Origin of the sequence: Rathayibacter sp. AY1A2 (genome assembly GCF_002930935.1) — a bacterium.
Classification (GTDB): Bacteria; Actinomycetota; Actinomycetes; order Actinomycetales; family Microbacteriaceae; genus Rathayibacter.
In genome coordinates, this window is the sequence record NZ_PSTP01000002.1 from 41,748 (window position 1) to 65,102 (window position 23,355).

A 23,355-nucleotide genomic window follows, 5' to 3' on the forward strand; every position below is an offset into this window, starting at 1 on the left:
GACTGTTCGGCATGGATGAGGTCACGCTGAAGCGACCCGGGGCCTTCTGGTTCTCGGGTGAGGCGACCGAGCCCGGAGCGGTGGAGGTCCTCGCCGCGATGCGCGCCTTCCGCACGGCGGAGGCCGCGATGCGCCGCCGGACCCGCGGATCCATGGGCATGGGCGAGAACGACCTGCTGGCCGTGCAGTTCCTCATGCGCCGCCAGCAGAAGGGCGTGCACGTCAGCCCGAAGGACCTGGCCTCCTACCTCGGCATCTCCTCCGCCTCCACGACCGTGCTGATCGACCGGCTGGTCAAGAGCGGGCACGTGGTCCGGGAGCCGCACCCGAGCGACCGCCGGGCCATCCGCATAGTCGCCACCCCCACCTCCCACCGCGAGGTGCGCGAGACGCTCGACGAGATGCACCGCCGCATGCTCGAGGCGGCCGAGACGCTCAACCCCTCCGAGGCCGGGACCGTCATCCGCTTCCTGCAGACGATGCGCGACATCGTCGAGCGCCCGGCCGACTCCGAGACGGTCGACGCCGCCCAGGAGCTCGCGGGCGAGCCGATCGGCGAGTACGCCGACGGCGTGCTGGAGCAGCGCCGCGCCTGACCGGCGTCCAATCGGCCGCGACCGCGTGTCCCCGGGAGTTCACTCCGGGGGTCTTCTGCCGCGCCCCGGATCCGTCGGAGAATCGAGTCGTCCGGCGGCGATGGACAGAAAACGCACTCCGCGACGTAAGTAGCTAGCTCAACTAGTAGGAAGTCTTTCTAGCGATATAGAGTGACGGACGTCAGCTATTCGCACGTCAGATCGGAGCACACCATGGGCAACATCCTGTACGGCACTCCCCCCGCCGCCATCGAGGTCGAGGACCGCGCCCTCGCCCACCTCCAGATCGTCATCATCAACAAGTTCCGCCGCGACGAGCGCTTCCTGCTCACCCTCGACGCGAGTCCCCAGGCCGGCACCGGCCGCCGCGGCGTGTGGATGCACCCGACCATCCCGATCCAGTTCGAGTTCAAGGGCAGCCGCCAGCCCACGATCAACCCGGAGTGGGTCGAGGCCCTCATGGAGCGCGCCAACAGCGGCGCCGGCCTCCGCATCGTGCCCGAGCCGACGAGCAACGCCGCCGTTCCGCTGCGCCGCGCCGAGCCCGCCGCCTGACCCTCCGCGCCGGAGCCGCTCCCGATCAGGCGCCGCCGCCGCACACCGACACGACCCGCCTTCCCGCCCGGGAGGCGGGTTCCGTCGTCTCCGGGCCTGAGAACCCCGGGAGCGCGCTCGCAAGTGGTTGACATTCCGCGCCACGGTCAGGGTCGCAGTCCTACACTGCTCCTGCGGCACGGGGTCGTTCCGGCGGGCTCGTCCCTGCTGTCGCACGCATGACCGGCCGCCGGCCGCTCGGGCCCCCCTCTCGAGCGACCGGCGGACGGCTGCGCGGCGCACCCGAAGCGCCGTCCGCGAGGTCCGCCGGAACCAGGAGCGGCCAGATGACCCACGGAACGAACAGCCTCACCACCACCGTCGACGAGGTGCGCCCGGGCGACCTCTTCTGCGCCGTCGTCGCCCACGAGACCGAGCAGTGGCGCGTCGTCGCCGTCCTCGGCATCCGCGTCCTCGCCGAGCGGGTCTCCGGAGGAGACCGCCGCAGCTTCACGCTCCGCTTCGTGCGCCACCAGCTCTCGCCGGACGTGCTCATCGCGAGGGGCGCCGCAGCGAACCGCTAGGGGATCAGGCGCTCCGCGCGGTAGCGGTCGAAGAGCGCCGTGAACGAGTCGACCGTCCGGTGGAACGCCGTGAAGCCGGCGAGGCGGGACTTGCCGATGTCGGTGACGACCTCGAGGTTCCGGCCGAGGTCGGCGTCGGTGTGCCACCAGGAGGCGACGCGGGAGAGGTCGGGCTCGATCAGCCCGTGCTCGTCGACGAGGCGCCGCCAGACGGGCTCGGCATCGGCCATCTGCTGCTCGAGCGGCTGCGGCTCCTCCCCCGGGCCGACCGGCTCGACGCCGAAGTGCTCCGCGATCCGGGTCCACATCCAGCGCCAGCGGAAGACGTCGCCGTTGACCACGTTGAAGGCCTGGTCGCGGCCCGCCTCCGACGTCGACGCCCAGAGCATCTGCTCGGCGAGGATCGTTGCGTCGGTCATGTCGGTGAGTCCGTTCCACTGCGTGAGCGAGCCGGGGAACACGAACGGGGTGCCCTCGGCACGGTGGATCGACGCCGCGACCGCGAGGGTCAGCCCCATGTTCATCGCGTTGCCGACGGCGTGCCCGATGACCGTGTGCGAGCGGTGCACCGACCAGGTGAACCCGGCGCGCCCGGCCGCGGCGAAGAGCTCGTCCTCCTGCGCGTAGTAGAAGTTCGGGACGTCGAGGCGCTCCTCCTCCTCGTGGAACGGGGTGTCGGGCATCGCGCCCTGCCCGTACGCCTCGAACGGGCCCAGGTAGTGCTTGAGGCCGGTCACCAGCGCGACGTGCTCGACGGGAGCGTGCGCGAGCGCGGCGAGGAGGTCGCGGACCATGCCGCCGTTGACCGCGATGTTCTCCTCCTCCGTCGCCTGGCGCGACCAGGCGGTGAAGAAGACGTGCGTGGGGCGCTGGTCGGCGAGCACGCGGGCCAGGTCCTCGGCGGAGCGCAGGTCGGCGGCGAGCGGAGTGACGCCGGGGCGCGCGTCGATCGGGCGGCGCGAGAGGGCGGTCACCGGCCAGCCCTGCTCGGTGAGCAGGTCGACGAGGGCGGAGCCGCCGATGCCGGTCGCACCGACGACGAGGGCGCTGCGGGGGTCGGACGGGGGGACGGGAGTGGTGGAGGACATCCCCTGGGCCAACAGCCCCGGGGGCGAGGCATTCCCCGATCCGGGCGTCACGGAGGGACACCGGAGGTCACGGAGGGACACCGGGCGTCACGGAGGGACACCGGGCGTCACGGGCGGACCGCGGACCGGGCTCCTCCCCTACCGTCGAGCACGAGCCGCCCGGGGTGGGCGCAGCGGAACAGGAGCCGACGATGACCGTGACCGACGTGCGGGCCGTGCCCGAGGTGGACTACGAGGATCTGGCGGGGCGGTTCCGGCCGCTGTTCGCCGAGATCGCGGCGGGAGCGGCGGCGCGGGAGAGCGCACGCGAGCTGCCGGTCGCGCAGATCCGAGCGCTGGCGGACGCCGGGTTCGGCGCGGTGCGCGTGCCGCTGGAGTCCGGCGGGGCCGGCGCGAGCCTCCCCCAGCTGTTCCGCCTGCTGACGGAGCTGGCCGCCGCCGACTCCAACCTGCCCCAGGCGCTCCGCGGCCACTTCGCCCTGGTCGAGGACCGGCTGCTCGCGACCGACGGGACCCGCGAGCGCTGGCTCCGGCGCTTCGCCGACGGCGAGCTCGGCGGCAACGCCTGGACCGAGGTCGGCACGGTCGCGATCGGCGACGTGCAGACGAAGGTCGCTCCGGTCGAGGGCGACCCGACGCGGTTCACGGTGACCGGCACGAAGTACTACTCCACCGGCAGCGTCTTCGCCGACTGGATCGACACCTTCGCCCAGCGCACCGACACCGGGCAGAAGGTGATCGCGATCGTCGACGCTCGCCAGGCGGGCGTCGAGCACGCCGACGACTGGGACGGCTTCGGCCAGCGCACCACAGGCTCGGGGACGAGCACCTTCACGGAGGCGGTGGTCGCGGCCGAGGACGTGATCGACTTCGAGACCCGGTTCCGCTACCAGACCGCGTTCTACCAGGCGGTGCTGCTGGCCGTGCTGGCGGGCTCGATCGCGGGGGCCGAGCGCGAGATCGCAGCCGAGGTGCGGGCGCGGACCCGGATCTTCTCGCACGGGAACGCCGAGTCGTTCGCGGCGGATCCGCAGATCCTGCAGGTGGTGGGACAGGTCTCGGCCGCCGCCTATGCGGGAGCGGCGATCGTGGAGCGCGCGGCGGTCGCGCTGCAGCGGGCGCACGACGCGGCCCTCGACGGCGACCCGCTCGAGGACGAGCGGCAGAACGACCTCGCCGAGCTCGAGACGGCGCAGGCCCAGATCGTCCTGACGCAACTGGCCACCCGGGCGACCTCCGACCTCTTCGACGCGCTGGGCGCCTCCGGGGTGAGCACCCGCAAGAACCTCGACCGGCACTGGCGCAACGCGCGCACGGCCGCGAGCCACAATCCGTGGGTGTTCAAGGCGCGGATCGTCGGCGACCACGCGGTCAACGGCACCGTGCCGCCGCGGGTCTGGGCGATCGGCGCGGGGCCGAAGCGGTAGTCGCCTCGGCGCCGGCCGGGGGCGGTGGACAGCCGGCGAGGGCGGAGGAGAGGATCGAGGGGGCGGCGACGCGGCCGCCGCGGACGAGGGGGCTCGCGATGATCCGGACGACGACCGCGAGGGGCGCCGGGGCGCTGCTCGCCTGCGGGGCGGGGCTGCTCGCGCTGAGCGGCTGCACGGGAAGCGCCGACGGGGGGACGGCCCCGACGACCGCTTCACCGCTGATCTCGAGCGCTCCGACGCCGAGCAGTGCAGTGCCGACCGCGAGCGCCGGCAGCGCGACTCCGCTGCCCACCGCGACCCCGGCCACCGCCCTGCTCCCCTGCGAGGACCTGCTCACCGCCGAGGAGGAGGCGTCGCTCGCCGAGGACGGTCTCGCCCTCTCGCCCGAGACGACGGTCTACGACGTCGACTACCCCGTCGTGCAGGAGATCGCCGAGGACGGGGTGCTCTGCCGGTGGAGCGGCCAGGGCGACGTGTCGGTCGTGGTCGGGCAGCTGGCGGTCCCGGACGCGGAGTGGCCGGATCGGAGCGCCGCGCTCCTCGCGGACGGGTTCACCGCCGACGACACCGCGGCTCCGGGCTTCCTCGACGGGCCCGACGGACCGGACGAGAGCTACCCCGGCCGCGGCGCCCTCCACCGCGACGGCGTCCTCTACTACGTGAGCTACTCCGGGATCGTCGGCTCGATCGTGCCGCTCTCCGACTGAGGCGGCGGATCGACGACCCAGGGCGGGCGCCCGTGGTCGGCGCTGCTCCCCGTCGTCAGCTGCTCGCCGTGGTGGTCGAACGACAGCGGGGTTCCCGCCTCGGCGCACTCACGGCCGATCAGGTCCATGGCGTTCCAGAAGTACTCGCTCGCTCGTCGATCCCCGGAGATCGCGGAGAGCAGATTGCTCGTGGCGAGACGAGCAGCGTCGGACGCGATCGAGTTCGAGGAGCTCTCGTCGAAGCCCTCGAGGGCTTCGCGAAACGGTGGACGCAGAACGGGATCGAGTTCCGGCGCGTAGTCGTTCCACGTGCGCTCGAGCGGGACGCAGGGAGCGGCCTCCTGCACGCCTCCCGGCTTCCCGCACCCGGTCAGGAGGAGCGTGGCCGCCAGTAGGGCCGGCACAGCTGTGGTGCGTCTCACGGGTCTCCTGTCGGTCGAGGGCCCGTCCCGGTCCGCTCCCGGTGCACCGGTTCCTCCGGGACGGATCGAAGGACCGTATCCGGCCCGAGCTCGCCGACCGGCGCCGCGGCGCGGTACGGCTCCGACAGGCGCGTCCGGCGTGCTGCCCGGTGGGTTCCCGTCCGGAGTCGGGTGGGGCCTGCGGCAGGGGTAGCGTCGACAGGTGCGATTCCCGTGGCGTTCCCGAGACAGCGAGCGACTGCCGCGGGACGTGCTCGTGCTGGGGGTCGTCGCCTTCTTCGTGATGCTGGGGTTCGGCGTCGTCGTGCCGGTGCTGCCGACCTACGTGCGCAGCTTCGGCGTCGACTACACGGCGGTCGGCGCGGTCGTCTCGGCGTTCGCGCTGATGCGGCTGGTCGCGAATCCGTTCGTGGGGCCGCTCGTCGACCGGTTCGGCGAGCGGGTCGTGCTCGCCGTCGGCATCGGCATCGTCGCGCTCTCCTCGGCGCTGGTCGGCTTCGCCTCCGACTACCCGCACCTCCTCCTGCTGCGCGGAGTCGGCGGCATCGGCTCCGCGATGTTCTCCGTCGCGGCGATGACGCTCCTCCTGCGCACCGCGAGCCCGGAGCGGCGCGGCCGCTCGATCGGCTTCTACCAGGGCGGCTTCCTGCTCGGCGGCATGGCGGGCCCCGCGGTGGGCGGCGTGCTCACGGCGATCTCACTCACGGCCCCCTTCTTCTTCTACGCCGGCACGCTCGCGATCGCGGGGCTCGTCGGGCTGATCCTGCTGCAGCGGCCGGAGCGCGACGCGGCACCGTCCGCCGCGGCGAAGACGAAGCCCCTGCGCGAGGTCGCCCGTGACCGCCGGTACCAGAGCGCGGTGCTGGCGAACTTCGCCCTCGGCTGGTCGGCGATGGGAGTCCGCGCGACGCTCGTCCCCGTGCTCGTCGTCGAGGGGCTCGGCGGGCAGCCCGCCTGGACCGGCATCGCGTTCGCGATCGCCGCGGTGGTGCAGACAATCGCGCTCGCGCCCGCCGGCCGCTTCGTCGACACGGTCGGCCGGCGCCCGGCGCTGATCGGCGGATTCTCCGTCGCGGCGGTGGCGATGCTGGCGATGCCGTTCGTCTCGGAGCTGTGGCTGCTCGTCGTGCTGCTCTGCGTCTACGGAGCGGCGGCCGCCTTCATGGGCACGGCCCCGGGTGCGCTGGTCGGTGACGCCGCGGGCGAGCGCGGCGGCAAGCCGGTCTCGGTGTTCCAGGCCGCGTCCGACCTGGGCGGCGTGATCGGGCCGCTGCTCGCAGGCGCTCTCGCCGACGCCGCATCGCCGACCGCGGCCTTCGCCTCCGCCTTCGTGCTGCTGGCGGCGAGCGCGCTGCTCGGCCTGCGGATCCCGCGCTCGCGGATCGACTAGCTGTTCCGCCCGCGGGCGTCGACGGGCCAGACGGCGCCGCCGCCGTCGCGGAGGAGGACGCGGTACTCGTCGGCCAGGTTCACCGCGACGCAGACGTGGTTCGGCGCGATCCGCACCCGCGTCCCCACGGGCAGGTCGACGCCGGTGATCGTCGCATGGTGCTCCGAGAGCACCGGGATGCGCGCCTCCGGGTGCTCCGGGAGGCGGCCGAAGCCGCTCGAGGCCGCGCCACGATCGGAGGAGAGCACCTTGCTGCCCGCGTCGGCGATCAGGTGGTCGCCGCGGCGGGACACGATCGTGGCGAGGACGGTGACGGCGATGTCCTCGGGCGTCATCGTGCCGATCTCCCACTGCTGGGCGTCGCCGAGGGCCGAGACCCCCGGGCGCAGCTCCGTGAGCACCGAGGAGTCGGCGAACGCGGCCGAGGGGGTCGAGCCTCCGCTGACCACGCGGGCCTCGACTCCGGACGCCGCGAGCGACGCGACCGACTCGGCGAGCGCGCGCGCCTCGTCGCGGGCGGCCGCCGCTCCGTTGCCGGCCGCGTAGCTGTGGCCGGGGAAGGTGAAGACGCCGGCGACGTCGAGCCCGGCCGAGACGGCGGCCGCGGCGATCGCGCCGGCTTCGGCGGGGAGCACGCCGCTGCGGTGGTGGCCGGAGTCGATCTCGACGACGACCTCGAGCCCCTCGCGCTCGGGCAGGGCCGCGGCCAGGCGCTCGGCCGACTCCGCCGAGTCGACGCCGACCCGCACGCGGGCGCTCGCGAGGACGTGGCGGAGCCGCCCGGCGCGCTCGGCGTCGAGCCAGAGCGGGTAGGCGATGAAGAGGTCGCGGATCCCTCCCGCGGCGAAGACCTCGGCCTCTGAGACGGTCGCGACGGTGAGCCCGACGGCCCCCGCGGCGAGCTGGCGCCGGGCGATCTCGAGCGACTTGTGGGTCTTCGCGTGGGGGCGGAGCGCCAGGCCCCGCTCGCGGGCCGCCGCGGCGACGGCGGCGATGTCGCGGTCGAGCACCGCCTCGTCGAGCACCAGCGCCGGAGTGGCGAGAGCGTCGAGCACGGCGGAGCGGGCGGAGGAGTCGACGGTGGCGGTATCGACGGTCACGCGCCGAGCCTAGGCCGCACCACCGGCCCGCGTCCCGCCGTGAGGGCGGCCTCGGGCCGGTCCGCCGCCCGGTCATCGAGCCCCGCGGAAGGCCCCGTCGAGCAGGACACCTCGTCGACCTCGGAGGCTGCCGCGGCGCTCCGCTCCATCGCCGTCTTCCGGATCGCCCACCTCTCCGCCGGGACGCTCTCGACGACGCTCCTGGGCTTCGGCGTGGTCGGGCTGAGCACTCTCGTCCACTGACCGTTCATCCTCCGCGGGATGCGGGGAGGACCCCGGCGCTGCCAGGCTGAGCGGATGACTCCGCAGTCCTCCCGCCTCCGGCCCTTCGGTCCGTCCGGCGCCACCGTCACCCGGCTGACCCTCGGCACCTCCTGGCGCCCCGAGCGCGTCGCCGACCTCGACCGGGTGCCGGCCCTCGAGCGCGTCCTCGACTCCGACGCCGCCACCCGCGCCGTCTCCGTCGTCGACACGTCGAACGAGTACGCCGGCGGCCACAGCGAGCGCCTGATCGGGGAGGCCCTGCAGGCTCGCGGCGGCGTCCCCGAGGGGATCACCGTGGTCACCAAGCTCGACCGCGACCCGAGCACCGGCAGCTACTCGGCCGAGCGGATGCGCCGCAGCCTCGACGAGAGCCGCGAGCGCCTCGGTATGGACGTCCTCCCCCTGCTCTACCTGCACGACCCGGAGCGCATCTCGTACGACGAGGCCTTCGCCGAGGACGGCCCGGTCCGCGCGCTCGTCGCGATGAAGGAGGCGGGCGTCGCCCTCTCGATCGGGATCTCGGGCGGACCCGCTCCGATGCTGCGCCACTACGTCGACACCGGCCTCTTCGACGCCGTGATCACCCACAACCGCTTCACGCTGGTCGACCGCTCCTCCGAGGAGCTGATCGACGCGTCCGTCGACCGCGGCGTGATCGTCGTCAACGCGGCGGTCTACGGCGGAGGCGCCCTCGCGCGCTGGCCGGAGCCGGTCACCTCCTACGCCTACCGGCCGGCGCCGCGCGAGATCGTCGATGCCGTCGCGGCGATGGGAGCGGCCTGCGACCGGGCGGGCGTGCCGCTCGCCGCCGCCGCGCTGCAGTTCTCGACGCGCGACCCCCGCGTGACGACGACGGTCGTCGGCGCCACCTCCGCCGAGCACTACGACTCCTTCGTGGCCGACGACGCGCTCGAGATCCCCGACGCGCTGTTCGAGGAGCTGGAGTCGCTCGCTCCGCCGAGCACCGTCTGGCAGGACGCGCCCGGGGCGACCTGGCCGCGCTGATCAGGGCATAGCCGGGCTCTCCTCCCGGTTGGAGCACGTGACCCCCTCCGCGAGATGCCGCCGGCGTGCGCCCTCACCGGCGTATCGCCTACCGAAGCGGCGTTCCGCGGAGAAGCACGACAGGAGAGACATGACCGACACCGCCTTGTTCCAGCCGCTGACGCTCCGCTCGAGGACCGCGCGCAACCGCCTCTGGGCGGCACCGATGTGCCAGTACTCGGTGGAGGCGCAGGACGGGGTGCCCACCTCGTGGCACCTCGTGCACCTCGGCGGGCTCGCGCGCGGCGGATCGGGCGTCGTCATCGCGGAGGCCACCGCCGTCGTCCCCGAGGGGCGGATCAGCCCCTGGGACACGGGGCTGTGGAACGACGAGCAGCGCGACGCCTGGGCTCCGATCGTCGATTTCGTGCACGGACAGGGCGCGCTCGCGGGCGTGCAGCTCGCCCACGCGGGCCGGAAGGCGTCGACCTACCGCGAGTGGAGCGGACGCGGATCCGTGCCGCTGGAGGACGGCGGCTGGCCGACCGTCGCTCCCTCGGCCGTCGCGTTCGAGGGCTACGCGGAGCCGCGCGAGCTGGCCGCGGAGGAGCTGCCCGGCCTCGTCGAGGCGTTCCGCGCCTCCGCCCGCCGCGCCGCGGACGCCGGCTTCGACGTGATCGAGCTGCACGCCGCGCACGGGTACCTGCTCCATCAGTTCCTGTCGCCGCTCTCGAACACTCGCGAGGACTCCTACGGCGGCTCGCTCGAGAACCGGGCGCGCCTGCTGCTCGAGGTCGTCCGCGCGGTCCGCGCCGAGATCGGGGAGCTCGTGCTGCTCGTCCGCTTCTCCGCGACCGACTGGGCCGAGGGCGGCTGGACACTGGAGGAGACGATCACCGTCTCGGAGTGGGCGCGCGCCGAGGGCGTGGACCTCTTCGACGTGTCGACCGGCGGACTCGTGCACGCCAGCATCCCGGTGGCGCCGCTCTACCAGGTGCCGTTCGCGCGCGACCTGCGGAAGGCGACCGGTGCACTGGTCGGCGCCGTGGGACTCATCACCACGGCGGAGCAGGCGGAGGGCGTGGTCGCGAACGGCGACGCCGACGTCGTGCTGCTCGCCCGCGAGCTGCTGCGCGACCCGAACGCTCCGGTGCGGATGGCGCACGAGCTCGGCGCGGACCTGCCGGTGCCCCCGCAGTACACCCGGGCCTGGCGCTGAGCCTTCAACCGCGAGATGCCACCTGTGCGCACGCCTCGTGGCGTGTCATGTGCACAAGTGGCATCTCGCGGAGGAGAGCGGTCGGGCTCCCCGGAGGAGAGCGTCAGCTCTCGGAGGGCTCCTCGGGAGCGTCCTCCTCGGGGTTGAAGTGCGAGTCTCCGGAGACCCCCACCGCCAGCCCGTCCTCGGAGTGCGGGATGGTCTCGTCGTCGCCGAGACCGTTCACCTTCTTCTCGCCCTCGGACGAGGTGGCTGCGTCGGTCACGGCTCAGGCCTCGACGTCGCCGCGCCAGGCACCGTCGGGGGTGCCCTGCTTCTCGATGTACTCCTTGAAGTTGTTCAGGTCCTTCTTCACGGCGTGGCTGCCGGCGCCGACGAGCGAGCCGAGCGTCTCGAGGAAGCCCTTCGGCTCCCAGTCGAGCTGCACGGTGACGCGGGTCTCGGTGTCGGAGAGCTTGTGGAAGGTGACGACGCCCGCGTGGTCGGTCTCGCCGCCGGTGCTGTTCCACGCGACGCGCTCGTCGGGGTGCTGCTCGGTGATGTTCGCCTCGAACTCGCGCTCGACGGGGCCGACCTTCACCTTCCAGACGGTGAGGGTGTCGGTGACCTGCTGGATCGACTCGACCTCGTCGAGGAATCGCGGGAACTCCTCGAACTGGGTCCACTGGTTGTAGGCGACGGACACGGGGACGTTGACGTCGACGGTCTCGATGATCTGCGGCACGGTGGTGCTCCTTGCTGTCTCACTCGGTGTGCGGCGTTCCGCTGCTGCGGTCGTCACGCTCGACGTTAGGCGGGAGCCGCCTGGGAGCGCACCGGGTTGCGGACTGACCCGAACGTGGTAAGCGGAGGCGGTGCTGCGGTGCGCGCGCCGGGACGGCTCCGTCGGGTGCCGAGACGCCGCCGTGCGCGCCGGGATGTCCGCGGGAGGGCGGCGTCCGGACGGCACGGCGGCGTCTCGGGAGCGGCAGCGCCGCTCAGCCGGCCGGCTCCTCCATCGGTCGATCGCCTTCGGCATCGAACCTGACCGCGGAGAACAGCAGGTCGCTGGCGAAGAACGGGTTGTGATGACGGCGGAGGGGGCTGCCGCCTCGCCGCATCAGAGTCGTATTGAGCTTGTATGCGGCCTCGACGAACGGCTCGAAGTCGAGCGCCTCCCAGAACTGCTCCCACGACTCGAACTCCCAGGCGCTGACCTCCGCGCTCTTGTAGCTGGTCGAGTACTCGATGCCGAAAGCGGGCGGGAGCTCACTGACTCCCTGCTGACCCAGCCGCTCCGCGAAAGTCGGTGCATCGACATTGACAGCGATGACGATCTCCCCGTTCTCCAGGTCCTCCTGAACGAATACCGTCTCCAGCACTCCGCAGCTCAGAGTGAGGAGGCGTCGCCGCTTCTTCGTCCGCCTCGTGGACGGCAGCGCGGACACCGTCCACAGGATCTTCTGTGTTCCGAACGGATCGGGGACCGTTTCGCCGATGTACCTGCCCAGGGCGGCGGAGAGGTCGAGGTAGTCCTCGCGGCGGACCAGCTCCCAGAACCGGCCCGGCATCGTCGCCTCGCCCTCCTCGCCCACACGCGGACGGTCGGCCCTGTTCCAGGGCAGAAGGACGCTCCGCCCCTCCTCCAGGGTGACACCGAGGTCGTCGACGCCTCCCGGCCAGCCGGTGAGCGCGAGGTTGCGCAGGCTGTGCTCGGCCTCCTGCCTCCGGATCTCGGCCACTTCCGCGCGGTCGAGGTCGTCACGTCGACACGGAGCGAAGCGGAAGGCGACGACGTCGCCGTGGTGGCGTCTGTGCGTCGCGTACCGGCTCACGATGTTCGTGGTCTGACCGACGTACCGCTGGCCGTTCTCGAACTCCAGGACGTAGATCCCGCAGAGAGTGGTGCGGTCGAGGAACAGCGATGCCGCCGATCCTGCGGCGCTCATGTCGTAGCGGGTGAAGGAGAGCACGGGGACGAGGGGTTCGAGCACCCTCGAACCCTACGACCCGGGCGATCGAGGGACGCCGGCCCGTCGAAGCGACTCGCCGCACCCGGACACCGCCCTCAGCACCGAGACACCGCGTCGTGGCCGGTGCCTCGGCGCTGGAGCGGTGTCTCGGAGCAGGCCGCGGTCAGCGGTCCTGCGGGTCGCCGCCGAGCTGGCCGATGGCGGGGAGGGGGCCGCCGTCGTCGGCGCCGGTGCGGCGCCAGCGGGCGATGGCGTTGCCCAGGTGGTAGATCACGAGGGCGGCGCCGGCGCCGAGGACGATGCCGCCGAGCTCGAAGCCGCCGGAGGAGAACGAGAAGCCGGCGATCGCGATCACGAGGGAGACCGCGGCGGTGTACTGGTTGACCGGGCGCGAGAAGTCGACGCGGTTGTCGATCCAGATCTTGATGCCGATCACGCCGATCAGGCCGTAGAGCGCGGTGGTGGCGCCGCCCAGGACTCCGGCCGGGATCGAGTTGAAGACGGCGCCGACCTTGGGCGAGAGGCTGAGCAGGATCGCGGTGACGCCGGCGACCCAGTAGGCGGCCGTCGAGTACACGCGGGTGGCCGCCATCACTCCGATGTTCTCGCCGTAGGTCGTGGTGCCGGAGCCGCCGAAGGCGCCGGAGAGGGTGGTCGCCACACCGTCCGCGATCAGGGCCCGGCCGGTGCTGGCGTTGGCGGAGGCGTCGGTCATCGTCGCGACGCCGCGGACGTGTCCGACGTTCTCGGCGATGAGGACGAGCACGACCGGCAGGAACATCGCGATGCCCGACCACGTGGATCCGGAGGCGAAGTCGGGGAAGGTGAACGGCGGCAGCCCGAACCAGTCGGCCGCACCGACCGCGGAGTAGTCGATCTCGTTCCGGAGCAGGGCGACGACGTAGCCGATGACCACGCCGAGGAAGATCGAGACGCGGCCGAGGAAGCCGCGGAGGAACACGCTCGACAGGATGATCGCGGCGAGCGTGATCGTCCCGGTGATCGGTGCCTGCTTGAAGCTGAGGTACGCGGTCGGAGCCAGGTTGAACCCGATCAGGGCCACGATCGCGCCGGCGACGACCGGCGGCATCAGCCTGTCGATCCAGCCGAGGCCGACGACCTGCACGAGGACGCCGACGGCGGCCAGGAGGAGGCCCACGGCGACGACTCCGGCGAGCGCCGACCCCGTCCCTCCGACGGCGGTCGCGGCCGTGACGGGCGCGATGAACGCGAAGCTCGAGCCGAGGTAGCTGGGGAGCCGGTTGCGCGTGATCAGGAGGAACAGCAGCGTCCCGACTCCGGAGAAGAGCAGGGTCGTGGCGACCGGGAACCCGGTGAGCACGGGCACGAGGAACGTCGCTCCGAACATGGCGACGACGTGCTGGATTCCGATGGCGATCGTCGCCGGCCATGCGAGCCGCTCGCCGGGGGCGACGACGGCGCCGGGCTCGACGGTGCGGCCGTCTCCGTGCAGGGTCCAGATGGGCATGGGGCTCCTCGGCGGGGAAGGGAGGCGGGGGTCGACGTTCACAGTAGCGAGGGGTCTGGCCGTGCCGCGGCACCCGACCTACGATCGGGCCATGGACGGAGCGCGGCGTCTCGGCGAGGAGGAGTTCTCCGCGCACCTCGCCGAGCGGGTCGCGCGGATCCGCGGGTCGTTCGGCGACCTCCCGCTCTGGGCGGTCTCGGGCTGGAGCGGTCCGCGGCTGCTGGCGGAGTGGACGCTGACGGGCGGCCCGCGGGGGCTCTCGTTCCTCGCCGACGACGCGGTCCCGGGCGGGCCGGGGCCCTCCGTCGAGATCCGCACGACCCTCGGCGATCCGCGGCACGACGTCGCGCTGCTCTGCTGCCGGGAGGAGGCGCCCGTCTCGTTCGTGCAGCCGGAGGCGCTGCCCGCTCCCACGCGGATCGCGGAGATCCCGGTCGACGGTGCTCCGGAGCCCTTCGAGGTGTGGGAGGGAGCCGGCGCGGTGCGCGCGGCCGCGTGGGTGCGCGGGCACGTCCTCACGCTGGAGTGCCGCGGAGTCGATCTGGACGCTCTCGCGCTGGACGAGGTGGACGACATCGAGCCGTTCGTGGCCGGCTGGCTGGAGTTCGTCGGCGCCTCGCGGCGCTGAGCGACGACCCGCGCTCCCGCGCTGCTGGGAGAGCGCGGAGTCCCGCCCGGCGCGCCGGTGAAAGATGTGCGCCGATCCCGGACAGGAGGGAGCATGAGGCACATGCCAGCTCCCCTCGCGGGTCCCGACCGGTTCGCCGCGGTCGCCGCCGCGGTCGCCGATCCCGTCCGCCGCTACCTCTGGCGGCGCACCGACTCCGCCACCGCCGACGACGTGCTCGCCGCGACGCTCTCGGTGCTCTGGCGCCGCAGCGCCGACGTGCCCGAGGACGACCCGGTGCCGTGGGCGATCGGCGTCGCCCGGCTCCAGCTGCAGAACGCCCGGCGGATGCAGCGCCGCCAGGTCATGCTCGCCCAGCGGATCGCGGTCGTCGATCCGCCCCAGGTGCAGATCGACGAGGGCGAGGCGTCGGGCGCGGAGGAGACCGTGCGCCTCGTGCTCGCCCGGATGCGCGAGCAGGACGCCGAGCTGCTGCGCCTCTGGGCGTGGGAGGAGCTCGACGTCCGCGGGATCGCCGCGGTCCTCGGAGTCACGGCGAACGCCGTCTCGATCCGCCTCCATCGCGCGCGGCGCCGCTTCGCCGAGCTCTACGACTCCGCCGACCCGCACGCGCCCGAAGGGGGACTCCGATGACCGGAACCGACGACGAGGACGTCCGCCGCCTCCTCCGCACGGTCGACCCCGCGCGGAGCCTCCCCGCGCTCGACCGCGACGAGCTCGCCGAGCAGATCGCCGCCGCGACGGGTGAGGGCACGCGGACGGTGCACTCCCGCCGCCGGTCCCCCTGGCTGATCGTGGGAGTCGGCGCGCTGAGCGCCGGGGCCGCCGCCTCCCTCCTGCTGCCCTTCGCGCTCGGCGTGGGCGGGGGCAGCACCTCGACGCTGATCCTGCCGAGCACGGGCGGGCCGATGGCCGCGTGCTCGCCGGTGACGGCCGCCGCGCTGGCCCCCGCTCAGCTCGCGTTCCGGGCCGAGGTCCGCTCGATCGACGGGAGCACCGTCACCCTGCACGTGCTCGAGCGCTACGCGGGCGAGGTCGGCGACGGCGTCACAGTCACCCAGGGCAGGGAGACGGCGGTGGACGGGGCCCCGATCGTGTTCGAGACCGGGGTCGACTACCTGGTCGCGGCCGACGGCGACACGATCCTGACCTGCGGCCTCAGCGGTGAGAGCTCCCCCGAGCTCGCGGCGCTGTACCAGGAGGCGTTCTCGCGGCAGTAGGCGGAGGCGGGTAGCGGCCCGCGCGGGCGGTGGCAAGGGCCTCCCCGATCGGGGGGAGCGGCGCGCAGGCTGAGGCATGGGCCTCTCGGCCCTCCCCCTCCGGTCGCCCGGCGGCGCCCGCGGGCCCTCGGCGACGCCGCCCCGCCCGCCCCGCAGGAGGCCCGCATGCCGGTGTTCCGGCTCCTCGAACCGCTCCACGCCGCCGGTGTCGCGCTCGCCGACCTCGCGAGCGATCGGCTCCGCCTCCACGGCGACGGCTCCGACGTCCGCATCACCGCGGTGACCGTCGCGCACACCGAAGCGGGCCCCGGCGCCCTCTTCGCCGCGCTCCCCGGGAGGAGGAGCCACGGGGCCCGGTTCGCGGCCGACGCGGCGGCGGCAGGAGCGGTCGCCGTGCTCACCGACGCGGGCGGGCTCGACGAGGCGCGCGCCTCCGGACTGCCCGTCCTCCTCAGCGACGACCCCCGCACCGCCCTCGGCCCGGTCGCCGCGCAGGTGTACGGCACGAGGAGCGGACCGGTGCTCCTCGGCGTGACCGGCACCAACGGCAAGACCAGCACCGTGCACCTCCTCGACGCGGTGCTCCGGCAGCTGGGCGTCGTCTCGGGGCTGAGCTCCACCGCCGAGCGCCGCAGCGCCGACCACGTCGTCGCCAGCCGCCTCACCACGCCCGAGGCCTCCGAGCTGCACGCGCTCCTCGCCCGGATGGCGGAGGACGGCGTCGAGGCGGCGGCGATCGAGGTCAGCGCCCAGGCGCTCGTGCGCTCCCGGATGGAGGGGATCGTGCTCGACGTCGCCGGGTTCACCAACCTCAGCCACGACCACCTCGACGACTTCGGCGACCTGGACGAGTACCTCCGCGCCAAGCAGCGCCTGTTCACGCCCGAGCGGAGCCGCCGCGGCGTCGTGGTCGTCGACACCGAGGCGGGGCGCCGGGTCGCCCGCGAAGCCTCCGTCCCGGTCGTCACGCTCTCGGCCGGGGACGGAGCCGACTGGCGGATCGACGTGCTCGAGACCGCGGTCGACCGCACCCGCTTCCGGCTCACCGCCCGCGACGGCTGGTCGACGACCACCACCGTCCCGCTCCTCGGACGCCACATGGCCTCGAACGCGGCGCTCGCGCTGGTGATGCTGATCGAGGCGGGCCACGCGCGCGACCGGGTGGCCGCGGCGGTCGGCTCCGGGATCGACGTCACCGTGCCCGGGCGGACGCTGCTCGTGTCCGGCGCCGACGGGCCGCGGGTGTTCCTCGACTTCTCACACACGCCCGACTCGGTCGCGCGCACCGTCGACGCCCTCCGCGAGGTGACGCCCGGCCGCGTGCTCGTCCTCCTCGGCGCCGACGGCGACCGCGACCCGAGCAAGCGCGCGCCGATGGGCCGGGCCGCCGCCGAGCGCGCCGACCTGGTGATCGTCACCGACCACCACCCGCGCTTCGAGGACCCCGCGCGGATCCGTCGCGCCCTGGTCGACGGCGCCCGCCGCGTCGAGCGCTGCGAGGTGCTCGAGATAGCGGAGCCGGCCGACGCCGTCCGCGCCGCGCTGCACCGGGCCGGCCCGTCCGACTCCGTCCTCTGGGTCGGCCCCGGCGACACCGACTACCGCGTGGTCGGCGCCGACGACCTCCCCTACTCCCCCCGCGCCGACACGGCCCGCGCGCTGGCCGAGGCCGGCTGGAGCGTCGACCTGCTTGACTGACCGGGTGTTCTCGACCCTCCCGGTGCGCCGCGTGCAGGCCCGACCCGAGCACCCCGCCGACCTCGCGCGCTGGCCCGCGACGCTCGCGCCCGTGCGGCAGGTGCTGGCCGAGGGCTGGGATCTCGGCCAGGTGACGGTGATCACCGGCGAGAACGGCTCGGGCAAGTCGACGCTGCTCGAGGCGGTCGCCCTCGCCTACGGGCTGAACGCGGAGGGCGGATCCACGGGTGCGATGCACTCCTCCCGCGCCTCGGAGTCGGACCTGGCCGAGCACCTCCACCTGGTCCGCGGGGCCGGGGCGTCCAAGCGCGGCTTCTTCCTCCGCGCCGAGACGATGCACGGCTTCTTCAGCTACCTGGAGGATGTGGGGATCGACGGCGGGTACCACGAGCGGAGCCACGGCGAGTCGTTCCTCGACATCGTGGCGAACCGCTCCCGGATCAGCGGACTCTGGCTCCTCGACGAGCCCGAGTCGGCCCTCTCGGTGTCGGGCTGCCTTGCCCTGATCGGGCAGCTGCGCGACCTGGTCGCCGGCGGCTCGCAGGTCGTCCTCTCCACGCACTCGCCGATCCTCGCCGCCCTCCCCGGAGCCGACCTCTTCGAGCTCGACGAGACGGGCCTGCGCCTTTGCCGCTACGACGACCTCGACCTGGTGCGGACCTGGCGCGGCTTCCTCGACCAGCCGGCCCGCTTCCTGCGCCGGCTGGAGTAGGTCGGCGGGCGCTCGGCCGCGCCGGAACGGGCCGTTCGTGTTCGCCACGAAGGGAGGTACGTCGGCAGGCCGCCTCGATCTCGCGCATCCCGAGCCGCCCGGGCGAAGCCCTCCTCCGGCACGAGCACTGTCAGGCCGCGGAGGCCGCCGTCGGCCGGGCGACCCGGGGCGCCCAGCCCACCGCGATCGCGGCGCCGGCGAGCGCGAGCTGTCCGAGCGGCGGCAGGACGGCCGAGACCAGGGAGCCGTCGCCGCCGGACGTGACGAAGGTGTCGGCGACCGACATCCCGAAGCCGAACCCGGCGAAGAAGCGGAAGACGACGGCGCCGGCGACCAGGGCGAGCATGAGCACCGCGATCCGCCGCGGAGTGAGCGGCGACCTCCGGCCGACGAGGGCGCCGACCGTCACGACGATCGCGGCGGCCGTCCAGAACGCGGCCCAGCCGGTGACCCAGATCGCGTGGGAGCCGAACTCGAAGCCGTCGCGCTCGGACATGGTCGCGTAGATCTCCGCCAGGGCCACGCCGGGGACCTTCGCCTGCGGATTCCAGACCAGCAGATCCACCGCGCCCACCACCGTGACGCCCGCCATGAGCGCGAGGCCCGCGAGGGCGACGGGGAGGCGCTGAGCGCGGGTCGCCGTCCGCGGTGCGAGAGCGATGGTCCGCGAGCCGCCGAGGACGATCGCCCCGCAGACGAGTCCGGCGAGGGAGACGGGCAGGCCGACGAGGGCGAGGGGTCCGGGGAGGAGGAGGCCGGCCGCGGTGAGCACCGGGCCGACGACGGCGCCGACCAGGGAGATCCGCGCGAGCACCGTGCGGGCCGACGCCGCGGCGCCGAGGAGGTGGACCGCGCCGAGGACCGCGACCGCGACGGCGGCGACGAGCACCGCGGTCTGCACGGCGCCGACGGCGGCCAGGGCGGTGTCGGAGGCGGCGCCCGGCTCGGGGACGATCCCTCCGCCGGTCAGCGCGATGCCGCTGAGCATCAGCGCGGCCGCGGCGAAGAGCGCGAGTCCGCGGCGGGCGAGGCGGCGCGGGAGCGTGCCCCGCGCTTCGCCGGTGTGCGCGGGCAGGTCGCGGTCGACGCTCGCCAGCAGGGCGAGCGCTCCGAGGACGACGCCGCGCCGGGGCAGTCCCAGCTCGGCGGCCCCGGCCAGGTCGGCCCGCCACTCCTCGAGGTAGCGCTCGCGGGCGAGCGGGGGCAGCAGCAGCGACAGGAGCCGCAGGAGCGCGCTCATGCGGTCGCCTCCGCCGCTCGCGGCGCCGTCCGCGCGGTCGACCGCATCCGCTCGACGGCGGCCCGGGCTGCCGGGGCGCCCTCCGCGGTCAGCTCGTAGAGCCGGCGACGCGGGCCGCTCCGCTCGCTCGCGGCCTCCCACTCCGAGACCACCCAGCCCGCTCCCTCGAGCCGCTCCAGGATCGGGTAGACGCTGCCCGCCGGTCGCCCGGTGGCCTTGATCACGACCATGCCCCAGGTCGGGCCGTCGGCATCGAGGAGGGTCCGGAGGACCTCCGCGGTGGCGGGCGTGAGGCGAGGGAGTGGCTGCACACGGATGACGCTACCTATGTAGAGATAGCGGGGTCAATCGGACCGCCTCCGTACGTCCGGGCGATTCCACGCCACTCCTCGGCCTCGGTCGGGCCCTCAAACGTTCGACGACTGCGCCGCCCCCGTCCGAGGAGGACCGGCGTCGGCCCCGCCCCCGCTTCCCTGATCGGCGGGATCGGCGCCTTGATACTCCGATGACCAGGGCGGGATCAGCTGCCGCATCACCCTTCACGGCGGGGTGGTCGCCGACCAGATCAGCACAGGCGCGTCCGCCTCGGCGATCCCCACGGCGACCCCGCAGCAGCCGCGGACACTGCCGCTAGCCGGACCCCGCACGCAGAACGTCGGCCGAGAGCGGCCGCCCTCCACCCTCGGGGGACGGCGGGCACTCTCGGCCGACGTTCTGCGCGCGAGCGCGGGGACTACTTGCGGAACATCCGCGCCGTGGTCTCGAAGAGGCCCTTCACGGGGCGCTGCTGCTCGCCCTGCTGGGCGCCGAGGACGATGATGACGGCGGTCAGCACGGGGATCGCCCACTGGGTGACCTTCTGCACGCGGAGGGCCGTGGTCAGCTCCTGCGAGTTCTGCTCCGACGCCTCGGTCACGCCGGGGGCGCCCTCGTCGGCGTGCTTGGCCTGCGTCGCTCCGGCGACCGCGGCGATCACCGAGGCTGCGCCGGCGAGCCCGGTCACGACGGTCTTGACGACGGTGTTCGTGCGGCTCTCCTGCTGGTTGGCCAGGCGGGTCTTGTTGGCGAGGACGAGACCGATGCCGCCGACGCCGTGGGCGGCGATCGCGGCGAGCTGCACGGGGGTCCAGCGGGCCCAGCCGTTCGAGGAGAGGCGGAGGCGCTCCGCCGGGTCGGACGACGTGGACGCGGCGCCGTTCAGGCCGACGGCGCCCATGAGCGAGCCGCCGAACCAGGCGGCGGCTCCGAGGTCGTGGAGACTGCGGACGAGGGTGTTGCGGGAGGGCATGTGGGCCTCTTCTCTGCCGGCGGCGGACGTCGGCGGTGGTCGGCTGGTGCGGACTCCTCCGACGCTACGCGCGCCCTGGAACCGCGCACGGGGCTTGACCTCTCCCCCTCCGACACGCTCCGCTGGAGGTCACCGACCGACCCGGACCGACCGACCCGAGGAGCCCCGCGATGCCCACCGACGACGAGAAGCGGACGACCCGCGACGAGTTCCACGACGCCGTGAACATGACCGCGAAGGAGCTCGAGGAGTGGCTCGGCACCGACGAGTCGAAGGAGGTCGGCCAGAAGCCGGAGGGCGGCGGCGAGTCCGTCGGCCACGAGAGCGGGCGCCGCATCGTCGACCTGCTCGGCACGAAGCAGGCCGACCTGAGCGACGACGACTACGCCCACATGACGAAGGTCGTCGGCTACGTGCACCGGCACGCGAAGCAGCGTCCCTCGGGCGATGTCACCGAGACGAAGTGGCGCTACTCCCTGATGAACTGGGGCAACGACCCGCTGAAGGGCTGACCCGGTCCGAGAGCTGCGCTCAGCACATCCCGAAGAGGTTGCAGAGGGCGCCGCGGTCCTGGATCGACTCCATGCCGCCCGGCTTCTGCACCTTCGGCAGCTCGTAGGAGGCGGCGACCGTCTGCACGCCGGCGGACGAGGCGGCCTGCACGGGAGCGGCGGCAGGAGCAGCGGCGGGAGCGAGGACGGCTCCGAGGGCGAGGGCGGCGGCGGCGAGGATCGGGGCCATGGTCGTTCTCCTGTGATCGAGGGGTGCGATCGGCTCGACCGCTCCACCAGCATGGCGACGCCCCGTCGCACCGCTCCTGTACGAAAGACCAGTCCGCCCTTGTACGGAAGGCCGACGGGGCTCGGAGAAGGCTTCGGTACCCTGGTCCCGTGGTGGGGACGACGCGGTGGACGAACGACGTGCGGACGCTGCCCGGCGGCTGGATCACCCGGTCCCTCCTCCTCGGCTCCTTCACGCTCCTCGTCGTCATCGACCTGATGGGCGGCAGCGTCGACCTCACGTCGGTCCGCGGCTGGATCGAGCTGGCGCTCCCCTACCTGCCGCTCCTGGCGCTGCTCGCCGGCGCGATCCCCGCGGCGGTCTCGCTCTACCTCGTCTACGCCGTCGTCCTGATGCTCGGCGCCCCGCCGCTGCTGCTCGCGGCGCTGATCTTCCCGACCATCGTGGTGGTCGGCTTCGTCACCTTCCTCCTCCCCTGGCGCGCGGGGCTCGTCTTCGTGCTCGGCACCCTCGTCCTCCTGCCCGCGGTGCTGCTCGTCGACCGCGCCATGGGCACGGCCGTCTACGTCCTGGGCGCGTTCGTCCTCTTCGGCGGCACCGCCGGGCTGGGCCTGAACGCCTTCCGGGGCCGCAGCGAGCGGAGCGAGCGCCGGGCCGACCGCATCCAGGAGGAGCAGGCGCGGATCCGCAACGAGGAGCGGACCCGGCTCGCGCACGAGCTGCACGACATCGTCGCGCACGAGGTCACCATCATCGCCATGCAGGCCCGCCGCGCGACCTCGGTCGAGGACCCGGCCAAGACCGAGCGCATCCTCGAGAGCATCGGCGACGCGGCGCAGCAGGCGCTGCAGGATCTGCGGAGCCTCGTGACGCTCCTCCAGGACGAGGACGAGGCAGGCGCTCCCGCCCGCGGCGACTCCGACCTGCTCGGGACCCCGGAGGTCTCGGGCGCCACGACCACCGCTGTCGGCTTCGTCCACGACGTGCGGAACGTCGCCGACGCGATCGAGCGCGCGGGCTTCCGGGTCCGCCTCGACGTGGCGGGCTCCGTGGCGCAGGTGCCCGCGAGCCTCCGCCAGGTGCTGCGGCGCACGGTCCGGGAGCTGGGCACGAACGTGCTCAAGCACGGCGACACCGCCGGTGAGGTGCAGCTCCGGCTCGAGGTGTCGGGGGGCGAGGTGCAGCTGAGCTCCTCCAACGCGATCGCCTCCGCGGCTCCGATCGTCTCCTCGCACCTCGGGATCGAGGCGATGTCGGCCCGCTGCGCCGTCTTCGGCGGGCGGCTGGACGCGGGAGCCCGCGGCGGCCGCTGGACCACGACCATGACCATCCCCCTCGAGGGCCGGGCGTCCGGTGCGCTCGTCGCGGGGGCGACCGACGAAGGACGAGAGCGATGACCCGCGTGCTGCTGGTGGACGACGAATCGATGACCCGCGAGATCCTCCGCGACTACCTCTCGCAGGACCCGGCGATCGAGGTGGTGGGCGAGGCCTCCGACGGGAGGATCGCGGTGCAGCAGGCGGCGACGCTCCAGCCCGACCTGATCCTGATGGACATGCAGATGCCGGTCATGAACGGCGTCGCCGCGACCGAGCGGATCCACGCCGAGCACCCGGGCATCGCGATCCTCGGGCTCAGCACGTTCACCACGGACCGCTACGTCGTCGACCTGCTCCGCGCGGGCGCCTCCGGCTACCTGGTCAAGGACACGAAGCCGCGGGAGATCATCGCGGCGGTGCACGCGGTGCTCGCGGGCGAGTCCGTGCTCTCCGCCGAGGTCACGCGCCACGTGGTGAAGGGGCTCGAGGAGTCGGTGCCGGCGGAGACGGTGCCGGACCCCGATCTGCTCGAGGCGCTCACCGAGAAGGAGCTCGAGGTGATCCGCCTGCTCGCCCGCGGGATGAGCAACCGCGAGATGGCGCAGGAGCTGTTCGTCACCGAGTCGACCGTGAAGGCGCGGTTCGTGAAGGTGATGGAGAAGCTGGGCGTGCGCGACCGGGTGCAGATCCTGGTCTCGGCGATCGAGCACGGGCTCGTCGACCTGGGGACGCGTCCCGGCCGGAGCTGAT

At 73.5% G+C, this 23,355-nt stretch carries 28 protein-coding genes; 17 read left to right on the plus strand and 11 right to left on the minus strand.

Features of this window, described 5'->3' with window-relative positions:
• The first annotated feature begins 11 nt into the window (after window positions 1–11).
• The 3 genes from C5B93_RS02670 (at window position 12) to C5B93_RS02680 (ending at window position 1,714) form a co-directional block, all read left to right on the plus strand.
• Window positions 12–596, plus strand: coding sequence for a MarR family winged helix-turn-helix transcriptional regulator (locus tag C5B93_RS02670; protein ID WP_104224167.1), 585 nt, complete (start codon window positions 12–14; stop codon window positions 594–596).
• A gap of 213 nt (window positions 597–809) precedes the next feature.
• Complete coding sequence (locus tag C5B93_RS02675) at window positions 810–1,151, plus strand: ATP-dependent DNA ligase (RefSeq protein WP_104224199.1); 342 nt, start codon at window positions 810–812, stop codon at window positions 1,149–1,151.
• 326 nt (window positions 1,152–1,477) lie between these two features.
• Complete coding sequence (locus C5B93_RS02680) at window positions 1,478–1,714, plus strand: hypothetical protein (RefSeq protein WP_104225949.1); 237 nt, start codon at window positions 1,478–1,480, stop codon at window positions 1,712–1,714.
• Here the strand turns inward: C5B93_RS02680 and C5B93_RS02685 are convergent.
• Complete coding sequence (locus C5B93_RS02685) at window positions 1,711–2,802, minus strand: SDR family oxidoreductase (RefSeq protein ID WP_104291710.1); 1,092 nt, start codon at window positions 2,800–2,802, stop codon at window positions 1,711–1,713. The genes C5B93_RS02680 and C5B93_RS02685 overlap by 4 nt on opposite strands.
• Window positions 2,803–2,993: 191 nt before the next feature.
• Between C5B93_RS02685 and C5B93_RS02690 the strand changes: the two genes are divergently transcribed.
• Both C5B93_RS02690 and C5B93_RS02695 read left to right on the plus strand, forming a co-directional pair.
• A complete protein-coding gene (locus tag C5B93_RS02690; RefSeq protein ID WP_104291711.1) occupies window positions 2,994–4,229 on the plus strand; it encodes an acyl-CoA dehydrogenase family protein in 1,236 nt (411 codons plus the stop codon).
• Between the two features lie 98 nt (window positions 4,230–4,327).
• Window positions 4,328–4,939, plus strand: a complete 612-nt coding sequence (locus C5B93_RS02695) for a hypothetical protein (RefSeq protein WP_104291712.1) — start codon at window positions 4,328–4,330, stop codon at window positions 4,937–4,939.
• Here the strand turns inward: C5B93_RS02695 and C5B93_RS02700 are convergent.
• Window positions 4,897–5,361, minus strand: coding sequence for a hypothetical protein (locus C5B93_RS02700; RefSeq protein WP_146078418.1), 465 nt, complete (start codon window positions 5,359–5,361; stop codon window positions 4,897–4,899). The two genes, C5B93_RS02695 and C5B93_RS02700, sit on opposite strands and share 43 nt — an antisense overlap.
• Window positions 5,362–5,563: 202 nt before the next feature.
• Between C5B93_RS02700 and C5B93_RS02705 the strand changes: the two genes are divergently transcribed.
• On the plus strand, window positions 5,564–6,751 hold the full coding sequence (locus C5B93_RS02705; RefSeq protein WP_258068111.1) for an MFS transporter: 1,188 nt from the start codon (window positions 5,564–5,566) through the stop codon (window positions 6,749–6,751).
• Here the strand turns inward: C5B93_RS02705 and C5B93_RS02710 are convergent.
• On the minus strand, window positions 6,748–7,851 hold the full coding sequence (locus C5B93_RS02710; protein WP_258068112.1) for an alanine racemase: 1,104 nt from the start codon (window positions 7,849–7,851) through the stop codon (window positions 6,748–6,750). The genes C5B93_RS02705 and C5B93_RS02710 overlap by 4 nt on opposite strands.
• 39 nt (window positions 7,852–7,890) lie before the next feature.
• Here C5B93_RS02710 and C5B93_RS02715 point away from each other — a divergent pair, with 39 nt between their 5' ends.
• The 3 genes from C5B93_RS02715 to C5B93_RS02725 all read left to right on the plus strand — a co-directional run bounded on the left by C5B93_RS02715 (window position 7,891) and on the right by C5B93_RS02725 (window position 10,318).
• A complete protein-coding gene (locus tag C5B93_RS02715) occupies window positions 7,891–8,094 on the plus strand; it encodes a hypothetical protein (protein ID WP_104291714.1) in 204 nt (67 codons plus the stop codon).
• A 54-nt stretch (window positions 8,095–8,148) separates the two neighbouring features.
• A complete protein-coding gene (locus C5B93_RS02720; RefSeq protein WP_181068301.1) occupies window positions 8,149–9,120 on the plus strand; it encodes an aldo/keto reductase in 972 nt (323 codons plus the stop codon).
• A gap of 130 nt (window positions 9,121–9,250) precedes the next feature.
• The gene (locus C5B93_RS02725; protein ID WP_104254884.1) at window positions 9,251–10,318 is read left to right on the plus strand and encodes an NADH:flavin oxidoreductase/NADH oxidase; all 1,068 of its coding nucleotides are present in this window, start codon (window positions 9,251–9,253) and stop codon (window positions 10,316–10,318) included.
• A gap of 103 nt (window positions 10,319–10,421) precedes the next feature.
• Here C5B93_RS02725 and C5B93_RS17100 read toward each other — a convergent pair whose 3' ends face one another.
• From C5B93_RS17100 to C5B93_RS02740, 4 genes are all read right to left on the minus strand, one after another.
• Entirely contained in the window at window positions 10,422–10,583 is a 162-nt protein-coding gene (locus C5B93_RS17100) for a hypothetical protein (protein ID WP_181068302.1), read from the minus strand.
• 3 nt (window positions 10,584–10,586) lie between these two features.
• Window positions 10,587–11,042, minus strand: coding sequence for an SRPBCC family protein (locus tag C5B93_RS02730; protein WP_104224157.1), 456 nt, complete (start codon window positions 11,040–11,042; stop codon window positions 10,587–10,589).
• 253 nt (window positions 11,043–11,295) lie between these two features.
• Entirely contained in the window at window positions 11,296–12,270 is a 975-nt protein-coding gene (locus C5B93_RS02735) for a GIY-YIG nuclease family protein (protein ID WP_146078419.1), read from the minus strand.
• A gap of 163 nt (window positions 12,271–12,433) precedes the next feature.
• Window positions 12,434–13,759 carry a uracil-xanthine permease family protein gene (locus C5B93_RS02740; protein WP_104225956.1) on the minus strand — a complete coding sequence of 442 codons (1,326 nt, stop codon included), beginning with the start codon at window positions 13,757–13,759 and terminating at the stop codon, window positions 12,434–12,436.
• Between the two features lie 91 nt (window positions 13,760–13,850).
• On the opposite strand from C5B93_RS02740, the gene C5B93_RS02745 reads away from it, so the two are divergent.
• The 5 genes from C5B93_RS02745 to C5B93_RS02765 all read left to right on the plus strand — a co-directional run bounded on the left by C5B93_RS02745 (window position 13,851) and on the right by C5B93_RS02765 (window position 18,017).
• On the plus strand, window positions 13,851–14,387 hold the full coding sequence (locus C5B93_RS02745; protein WP_104246989.1) for a hypothetical protein: 537 nt from the start codon (window positions 13,851–13,853) through the stop codon (window positions 14,385–14,387).
• Between the two features lie 102 nt (window positions 14,388–14,489).
• Entirely contained in the window at window positions 14,490–15,020 is a 531-nt protein-coding gene (locus C5B93_RS02750; protein ID WP_181067978.1) for an RNA polymerase sigma factor, read from the plus strand.
• Window positions 15,017–15,607 carry a hypothetical protein gene (locus C5B93_RS02755; protein WP_104237812.1) on the plus strand — a complete coding sequence of 197 codons (591 nt, stop codon included), beginning with the start codon at window positions 15,017–15,019 and terminating at the stop codon, window positions 15,605–15,607. Before C5B93_RS02750 ends, C5B93_RS02755 begins: the two co-directional genes overlap by 4 nt.
• Before the next feature lie 165 nt (window positions 15,608–15,772).
• Window positions 15,773–17,305, plus strand: a complete 1,533-nt coding sequence (locus C5B93_RS02760) for a Mur ligase family protein (RefSeq protein WP_104291718.1) — start codon at window positions 15,773–15,775, stop codon at window positions 17,303–17,305.
• A 4-nt stretch (window positions 17,306–17,309) separates the two neighbouring features.
• Window positions 17,310–18,017 (plus strand): AAA family ATPase, encoded by a 708-nt coding sequence (locus C5B93_RS02765; protein WP_258068113.1) that lies wholly within the window; start codon window positions 17,310–17,312, stop codon window positions 18,015–18,017.
• Between the two features lie 130 nt (window positions 18,018–18,147).
• On the opposite strand, the gene C5B93_RS02770 is transcribed toward C5B93_RS02765, so the two are convergent.
• The 3 genes from C5B93_RS02770 to C5B93_RS02780 form a co-directional block, all read right to left on the minus strand.
• Entirely contained in the window at window positions 18,148–19,257 is a 1,110-nt protein-coding gene (locus C5B93_RS02770) for a hypothetical protein (protein WP_104291719.1), read from the minus strand.
• Window positions 19,254–19,568: a helix-turn-helix transcriptional regulator gene (locus C5B93_RS02775; RefSeq protein WP_219814013.1), complete on the minus strand. Its 315-nt coding sequence runs from the start codon at window positions 19,566–19,568 to the stop codon at window positions 19,254–19,256. Before C5B93_RS02775 ends, C5B93_RS02770 begins: the two co-directional genes overlap by 4 nt.
• A 422-nt stretch (window positions 19,569–19,990) precedes the next feature.
• Window positions 19,991–20,545 (minus strand): hypothetical protein, encoded by a 555-nt coding sequence (locus C5B93_RS02780; RefSeq protein WP_104225093.1) that lies wholly within the window; start codon window positions 20,543–20,545, stop codon window positions 19,991–19,993.
• Between the two features lie 170 nt (window positions 20,546–20,715).
• On the opposite strand from C5B93_RS02780, the gene C5B93_RS02785 reads away from it, so the two are divergent.
• On the plus strand, window positions 20,716–21,057 hold the full coding sequence (locus C5B93_RS02785) for a DUF3140 domain-containing protein (protein ID WP_104246984.1): 342 nt from the start codon (window positions 20,716–20,718) through the stop codon (window positions 21,055–21,057).
• A 19-nt stretch (window positions 21,058–21,076) separates the two neighbouring features.
• Here the strand turns inward: C5B93_RS02785 and C5B93_RS02790 are convergent, their stop codons facing one another.
• Window positions 21,077–21,286, minus strand: coding sequence for a hypothetical protein (locus tag C5B93_RS02790; RefSeq protein ID WP_104225965.1), 210 nt, complete (start codon window positions 21,284–21,286; stop codon window positions 21,077–21,079).
• Window positions 21,287–21,435: 149 nt separating this feature from the next.
• On the opposite strand from C5B93_RS02790, the gene C5B93_RS02795 reads away from it, so the two are divergent.
• Window positions 21,436–22,683, plus strand: a complete 1,248-nt coding sequence (locus C5B93_RS02795) for a sensor histidine kinase (protein ID WP_258059356.1) — start codon at window positions 21,436–21,438, stop codon at window positions 22,681–22,683.
• Window positions 22,680–23,354 (plus strand): response regulator transcription factor, encoded by a 675-nt coding sequence (locus tag C5B93_RS02800; RefSeq protein WP_104225096.1) that lies wholly within the window; start codon window positions 22,680–22,682, stop codon window positions 23,352–23,354. The genes C5B93_RS02795 and C5B93_RS02800 overlap by 4 nt, the downstream gene beginning before the upstream one ends.
• Window position 23,355: the final 1 nt, after the last annotated feature.